Origin of the sequence: Streptomyces sp. SID5785 (assembly GCF_009870065.1) — a bacterium.
GTDB lineage: Bacteria > Actinomycetota > Actinomycetes > Streptomycetales > Streptomycetaceae > Streptomyces.
The window spans coordinates 1-6,526 of the sequence record NZ_WWIA01000564.1 but is presented as its reverse complement, the minus strand read 5'-3'; the positions used below and the strand labels follow the sequence as shown (position 1 = coordinate 6,526).

Genomic DNA, 6,526 nt, shown 5'->3' with positions numbered 1-6,526 from the left:
CCGGCGAGCAGCGACGGCCGGGCCGCCGGGTCCGTGAGCTCGTGCGGCGGTTCGGGGCGTGCGACCGTCAGGAACGCGTGCACCTCGGGCCGGTCGCCGACGGCGTAGAGCGCGGCCGCCCTGCCCGGGGCGTTCCACATCACCGTCTCGTGGGCGAGTCCGCGCGTGTTGGGCGTGGTGAACACCGCGAAGCACAGGCCGAGATACCGGTGGAACCGTTCCTCGGGACCGAACACCGCCGCGCGGGTCCACGCGTGCATCCCGTCCGCGCCGACGACCAGATCGAACGTCCGGGTGCCGCCCGAGCGGAAGGTGACGTCGACGCCGGCGGGCGTCTCGTCGAGGTGCTCGGCGCGGTCCCCGAACACGAACTCGACGTCGTCGCCGACCGCCTCGCGCAGGATGGCCGTGAGGTCGCCGCGCCGCACCTCCAGGTCCCGCCCCGGCGCGCCGCCGGTGACCGCGTGCGGCGGCAGCGACGCGACCACGCCCCCGTCCTCCTCCAGGAACGTGATCCGGCGCAGGTCGACGTGTGCCTCCCGCAGCCGCGGCAGCACACCCATCCGGCGCACCACCTCCAGCGCGGTGCCGCGGATGTCGACCGGATACCCGCCGCGGCGCGGCGCGTCGGCCCTCTCCACGACCGCGACGTCGTAGCCGGAGCGGACGAGCCAGTAAGCGACGGCGATGCCCGCGACTCCGGCCCCGTTGACCAGCGCCCGACGGCGCCGAGCGGGCGATGCGGCGGACGGCCTCCCGATGGTGGGGTTCACTACTTGTCTCCTTCGGACAGGGTGCGGACGACGAGCAGGGACAGCGCCGACACGGCGCCGGCCACGAGGAATCCGGCGACGAACACCGACTCGGCCGGCACCGCAGAACCGGCCGGTGTCCCGGCGGTGAGCAGAGCGCCACCGAGCTGCGCGCCCACGGCGAAACCGACCACGCGGGAGACCAGGACGAGACCGGAGGCGATCCCGGTGTCGCCCCGGCCGACGGACATGGCGGTACTCGTCACCAGGGCCGTGACGCACAGGCCGTTGGCGAGCGCGACGCACGCCTTCCCGACGACGACGTGCCACACCTCGGAGTGCACGGCCGCCAGGGCGAACAGGGCGCCGGTCAGGAGGACGACGCCGAAGGCGACCACGGCGCGGGCACCGAGCCGGCGGGTCGCGGTGCCGCTGAGCGGACCGGCGAGCGAAGCGGCCACGGCGCCCGGCAGCAGCAGGAGCCCGATCCGGGTCGCGCTCGCCCCGAACCCGTAGCCGTCGCCGGACACCGACAACAACTGCGGCACGAGATAGACGGCGACCGAGGTGCCCGCGCACACCACCAGCGTGAGGACGCACGCCCGCCACACCGCGGGCCGCGCGAGCAGCCGGAGATCGACCGTCGGAGCCGCCGAGCGACGCTCGACCGCCGTCCACGCCGTGGCCAGGACGGCCAGCAGGACCAGGAGAGCGACGAACAGGACCGGCTGCGCGCCGAGTTCGGGAGCCAGCGCGAGGACGAGCATGAGGACGACCAGGGCCCCGCTCAGGAGCAGCAGGCCCGCCCAGTCGAAGCGCGGGCCGCCGGAGAGGCCCGGCGGGTCCTGCGGCATCAGCCGGTGCACGAGGACGGTCGCGGCGGCGACCGCGCCCGTCGGCAGGGCGAACATCCAGTGCCGGGAGAGCCCTTCGGCCACCGGCCCGGCGGCCAGCGTGCCGGTCATGCCGCCGCCGACGAACAGTCCGCTGACCACCCCGATGGCCGTCTTCGCCCGGCCCGCGGGCAGATGGGTGCGCAGCAGGATGAACGACAGGGGCAGCGCGCCCACCATCGCGCCCTGCAGCACCTGCCCGAGCAGCAGCACCGGCAGGTTCGGCGCCAGAGCGGACACGAGGCCGCCCGCCGACACGACCGCCATCAGCAGCACGAGAACCCGCCTGCCGCCGTAGCGGTCGCCGAACCTCCCGGCGGCCGGCGTGACGAGCGCGCCGGTGATGAGGAGCACGATGCTCAGGAGCGCGCCCTCGCCCGGGCTCATGCGCAGTTCGCGCTGGAGTAGCGGCAGGGTGGGTGTCACCACCGACTCGAGGGCGCCGGTGGCGAGGGCCAGGGCGCCGAGCGCGCCGAGGGCGGACTTCCGGACGGGGATCGCGCGGGCGGGCGCGTCGAGGGGCACGAGCTTCCTTTCGTCGGACGGGCGCGGCAGGGGCTCAGCGGTACGCGGGGTCAGGGGCGCGGGGCGGGAACCGGAGCCGGGTGGACTCCCGCCCCGCGCCCGCGCGTCACGGTGCGCGGCGCAGCACGGCCCGGGCGGGCAGGGTGACGGCGAGCAGGGCCGTGCCGATCCCGGCCGCGGCGAAGGTCCCGTAGAGCAGCGGGGGCACGTACGGTCCCCGGCCGGTCATGCCGTGCACCATCGGGACGAGCGTGGCCGCGGCGATCGCGGAGCCGAGGACGACGCCCGCCACGGAGACGAGCAGCCCCTCCCAGCGCAGCATCGTCAGGACCTGGCGCCGTGTGGAGCCGACCAGGCGGAGGGTGTCCAGCTCGCGGCGGCGGTCGAGGACCGTCATCACGAGCGTGTTGACGGCGGCGACCGCGGCGAATCCACCGAGGACCGCGGCCATCATGTTGTTCATCCACGCGCCGAGTTCGGCGTCCGTGTTCCGCTGCGTGGCGTACCCGGACGCGTCGGTGACCTCGCCGAAGGCGGCGAGCGACCGCGGCGAGCCGCCGCGCACCAGCAGGGCGCTGTCGAAGCCCGACGTGACGTGCCCGGACAGCGACGCCCGGTCCATCGTCACCGTGGCCAGGCCGAGGCCGCGCCCGTACACCGCGACGATCTCGGGGCTCGTGCGCGTGCCGTCCGGCAGGTACAGCGGCAGCCGGTCGCCCACCCCGGCGTCCGCCGCCTCGGCGAGCGTCCGGTCGACGGCGATGCGCCCGGCGCCGATCCGGTCGAGCCCGCCCGCGCGCACGTCCAGGTCCTGGACCTTCGCCAGGTCGGAGCCGGAGCCGCTGATGCCCTGGACGGCCGCGCCCTGCAACGACGCGAACTCGCCCGATCCGACCGGCACCAGGACCTGGCTGCTCAGCAGCCCGACCGCCGTGTCCACCCCCGGCGTCCGGGCCGCCCGGGCCGCGGCGTCGGCCGGCAGCCCGGCCGGGTGCGTGACCACGTGGTCCGCGGTGATCCCCGCGCGCCGTTGCTCGTCGGCGGCACGGCTCTCGCTCGTGTGCATGAAGACGAGCGTCGAGGCGAACGCCACCGCGAGCACGATCGGCGTGATCGCGGAGGCCAACCGCCGTGCGTTCGTACGGGCGTTGGCCGCCGCCAGCCCGGCCGCGGGACCCGCGCCCCGCAGCGGCAGTCCGAACAGCCCCGCGCACAGCCGCGCCACCAGCGGGCCGAGCAGCGCCACGGCCAGCATGAAGGCCATCACGACGCCGAGCGCCGCGCCCGCCGCGTCGTCGCCCGTGGAGCGCGCCGACACCCCGGTGAGGATCGCGCCGCCCACCAGCGCGCCGAGACCGAGCACGGTCCGGATCACGCCCGGGCGCAGCCGCTCCACGGACGCGTCGGTCAGCGCCTGCCCCGGCTTGGTCCGGGCAGGACGGCGTCCGGCGATCCAGCCGGAGCCGAGCGCGGTGAGCAGCCCGACGCCGACGGCGGCGATCAGCGGGAGCACCGAGACGTGCAGCTGCACCGCCTCCGGGACCGCGCCACGGTCGCGCAACTGCCCGAACCACCAGTGGGCGAGGCCGATCCCGGGAAGGCACCCGGCGATCCCGGCGAGCGGCGCGACGAGCAGCGCCTCGGAGGCGACCGCACGGCGGATCTGGCGCGGCGTGGCGCCGACGGCGCGCAGCAGCGCGAACTCGCGGGCACGCTGGGACACGGACAGGGCCACGGTCCCGGCCGCGGTGAACACGGCGACGAGCGCCGCGATCCCGCCGAACGAGCCGCCGATCCCGAACAGGGTCACCTCGGCCTGCGCGAGACCCGGGTCCTCGACGGCGCCGCGGTCGTCCCCGACGTGCACCAGCGCGCCCGAACCGGCGAGCGCCTTCTGCACGGAGTGCGCGAGCGCGCCGGTGTCGGTGCCCGGCGCGGCGAGCACGGCGACGGCGTCGGCCCGGCCGGGGTGGCCGGCCAGGGCGGGTGCCCCGTCGTCGGCGAACCACGCGAAGGCGCCCGCCGCGCCGGTCGTCCGCGCCGCCTCCGCCGCACCGGCGTCGGCGACACCCGCCACGCGGAAGTCCCGTTCGCCGGCCGCCGTGCGCAGCGCGACGGAGTCGCCGGCCGACACGTGTGCCGCGCGCGCCGTCGCCGGATCGAGCACGACCTCGCCCGCGCCGGGCGCCGACCCCGACCGCAGCACCGTCCCGGTGAACGCGTGAGAGCCCCAGCCGTGACCGGTGAGCGCGTGGTCCCCGGCCCGGACCGGGAACGTGAAGTCCGCGACGGCGCCCGCCGCCCCCGGCACCGCGGCGGCCCGCGCCGCGAGCCCGGCGTCCAGGCGCGCCGTGTCCGGCAGCGGAGTCGCCTCCTTCTCCAGGTCCTCGCCGCTGCCGGTGACGACGTACTCGTTCTGGTCCGCGGCCGCGAGGACCGGGACGTGGGCGTAGCGCTCGGGCGGCACGGACGCGCGCAGCCCGGTCTCGAGCAGGATCCCGCACGCCGACACCACGAGCGCGGACATCAGCAGGGCGAGGAAGGTGCCCGCGAACGACGCGGGCTTGAAGCGGACGGCGGCGCGCGCCAGCCCGTTGGGGCGCATCATGCGGACGCACCCCCCGGCGCACCAGCCAGCGCACCGGCCATCGCACCGGCGCGGGAGCCGCGGGCCGTGAGCGCCGACATGCGTGCCGCGATCGCGTCCGCCGAACCGCGCTCCAGAGCGTCCGCGAAGGCCCCGTCGGCGAGGAAGAGCACACGGTCCGCCCAGGCCGCCGCGACCGGGTCGTGGGTGACCATGACGACCGTGGCGCCGAGCCGGTCCACGGCGTGCCGCAGCAGACCGAGGACCTCACCCGCCGTCCGGGTGTCGAGCGCGCCCGTCGGCTCGTCGGCGAACACCACGTCCGGCGCCGTGACCAGGGCGCGGGCGACCGCCACCCGCTGCTGCTGGCCACCGGACAGCTCGCCGGGACGGCGCCGCGCCTTGTCGGCGAGCCCGACCTGCGCGAGCACCTCGGCGGCCCGCCGCCGGTCCTGGCGCTGCCCCGCCAGCCGCATCGGGAGCAGGACGTTCTGCTCGACGGTCAGCGACGGCAGCAGGTTGAACGCCTGGAAGACGAACCCGAGCCTGCTGCGCCGGAGTTCGGTGAGCGCGTTCTCCTTCATGCCGGTGATCTCCGTGCCGCCGAGGCGCACCGACCCCGACGTCGGCCGGTCCAGCCCGGCCGCGCACTGGAGGAAGGTGGACTTCCCGGACCCGGAGGGCCCCATGACCGCGGTGAACGTCCCGCGTGGCAGGGCCAGGTCGACCCCCGCGAGCGCCCGCACCGCACCGGCGCCGCGCCCGTACTCCCGGCGCACCCCGCGCAGTTCGACGGCGATGCCGGAGGCGCCCGCGGGGCTCTCGGTGCTCTCACGGTCCTTCGGCCGCACCTCGGCCGTGTGCCGCCCGCCCTTGCGTAGCCTCAATGTTCCGCCCTCTCACGCTGTTCTCGTACCGACGAGGTGCAGCGTGCGGGGAGGGCCGTGGCCCGGTCGTCATACCGGGGAGCCAAGCGCGGGATGCTACCCGGGTAGGGGGTGCCCCCGGCGGGAGCGCCGGGCCGGGAGCTACTCGCCCGGAGTCACCAGGCCCGACTCGTACGCGAAGACCACCGCCTGGGCCCGGTCCCGCAGGTCGAGCTTGGTCAGGACGCGGCTCACATGTGTCTTCACCGTCTGCTCGGCGAGGACGAGCGTGTCCGCGATCTCCGTGTTCGACTGCCCGCGCGCCACCAGCGAGAGGACCTCCGTCTCCCGCTCCGTGAGCCCCTTCAGCCGCAGCGCGGGCTTGCCGCGCCCGGCCGGACGCTGCCGGGCGAAGTCCGCGATCAGCCGGCGCGTCACGGACGGCGCGAGCAGCGCGTCGCCCGACGCCACGACGCGCACCGCCGCGATGAGATCGGCCGGCGGCGCGTCCTTCAGGAGGAAGCCGCTCGCCCCCGCACGCAGCGCCTCGTACACGTAGTCGTCGACGTCGAAGGTGGTCAGCATCAGGACGCGGGGCCGGTGCGTCACGCCCGGCGGCGGGGACAGGAGCCGGCGGGCCGCCTCCAGACCGTCCATCTCGGGCATGCGGACGTCCATCAGAACGACGTCGGGGTGCGTGCGTCGGCTCAGCTCGACACCCTGCGCTCCGTCGGGTGCCTCGCCCACCACGTCGATGTCGCTCTGGGCGGCGAGCAGCGCGGCGAAACCGGCCCGCACCATGGCCTGGTCGTCGACGATGATGACGCGTGTGGTCACGTGAAGTCCTTTTCCGTCAGGGGGAGTCGGGCGGCCACCCGGAAGCCGCCGTCCGGCAGCGGCCCC

5 protein-coding genes are annotated in these 6,526 nt (G+C 76.0%); all 5 read right to left on the bottom strand.

Annotated features, from left to right (window positions below):
• On the bottom strand, positions 1-773 hold a 773-nt coding region (locus GTW43_RS18415), incomplete at its 3' end, for an FAD-dependent monooxygenase (protein WP_343246050.1).
• Positions 773-2,170 (bottom strand): MFS transporter, encoded by a 1,398-nt coding sequence (locus tag GTW43_RS18410; RefSeq protein ID WP_343246049.1) that lies wholly within the window; start codon positions 2,168-2,170, stop codon positions 773-775. The genes GTW43_RS18415 and GTW43_RS18410, both read right to left, overlap by 1 nt.
• Positions 2,171-2,276: 106 nt before the next feature.
• Positions 2,277-4,778 carry an ABC transporter permease gene (locus GTW43_RS18405; protein ID WP_202501615.1) on the bottom strand — a complete coding sequence of 834 codons (2,502 nt, stop codon included), beginning with the start codon at positions 4,776-4,778 and terminating at the stop codon, positions 2,277-2,279.
• A complete protein-coding gene (locus GTW43_RS18400) occupies positions 4,775-5,644 on the bottom strand; it encodes an ABC transporter ATP-binding protein (RefSeq protein WP_161303110.1) in 870 nt (289 codons plus the stop codon). Before GTW43_RS18400 ends, GTW43_RS18405 begins: the two co-directional genes overlap by 4 nt.
• 141 nt (positions 5,645-5,785) lie before the next feature.
• Entirely contained in the window at positions 5,786-6,460 is a 675-nt protein-coding gene (locus GTW43_RS18395) for a response regulator transcription factor (RefSeq protein ID WP_161303109.1), read from the bottom strand.
• Positions 6,461-6,526: the final 66 nt, after the last annotated feature.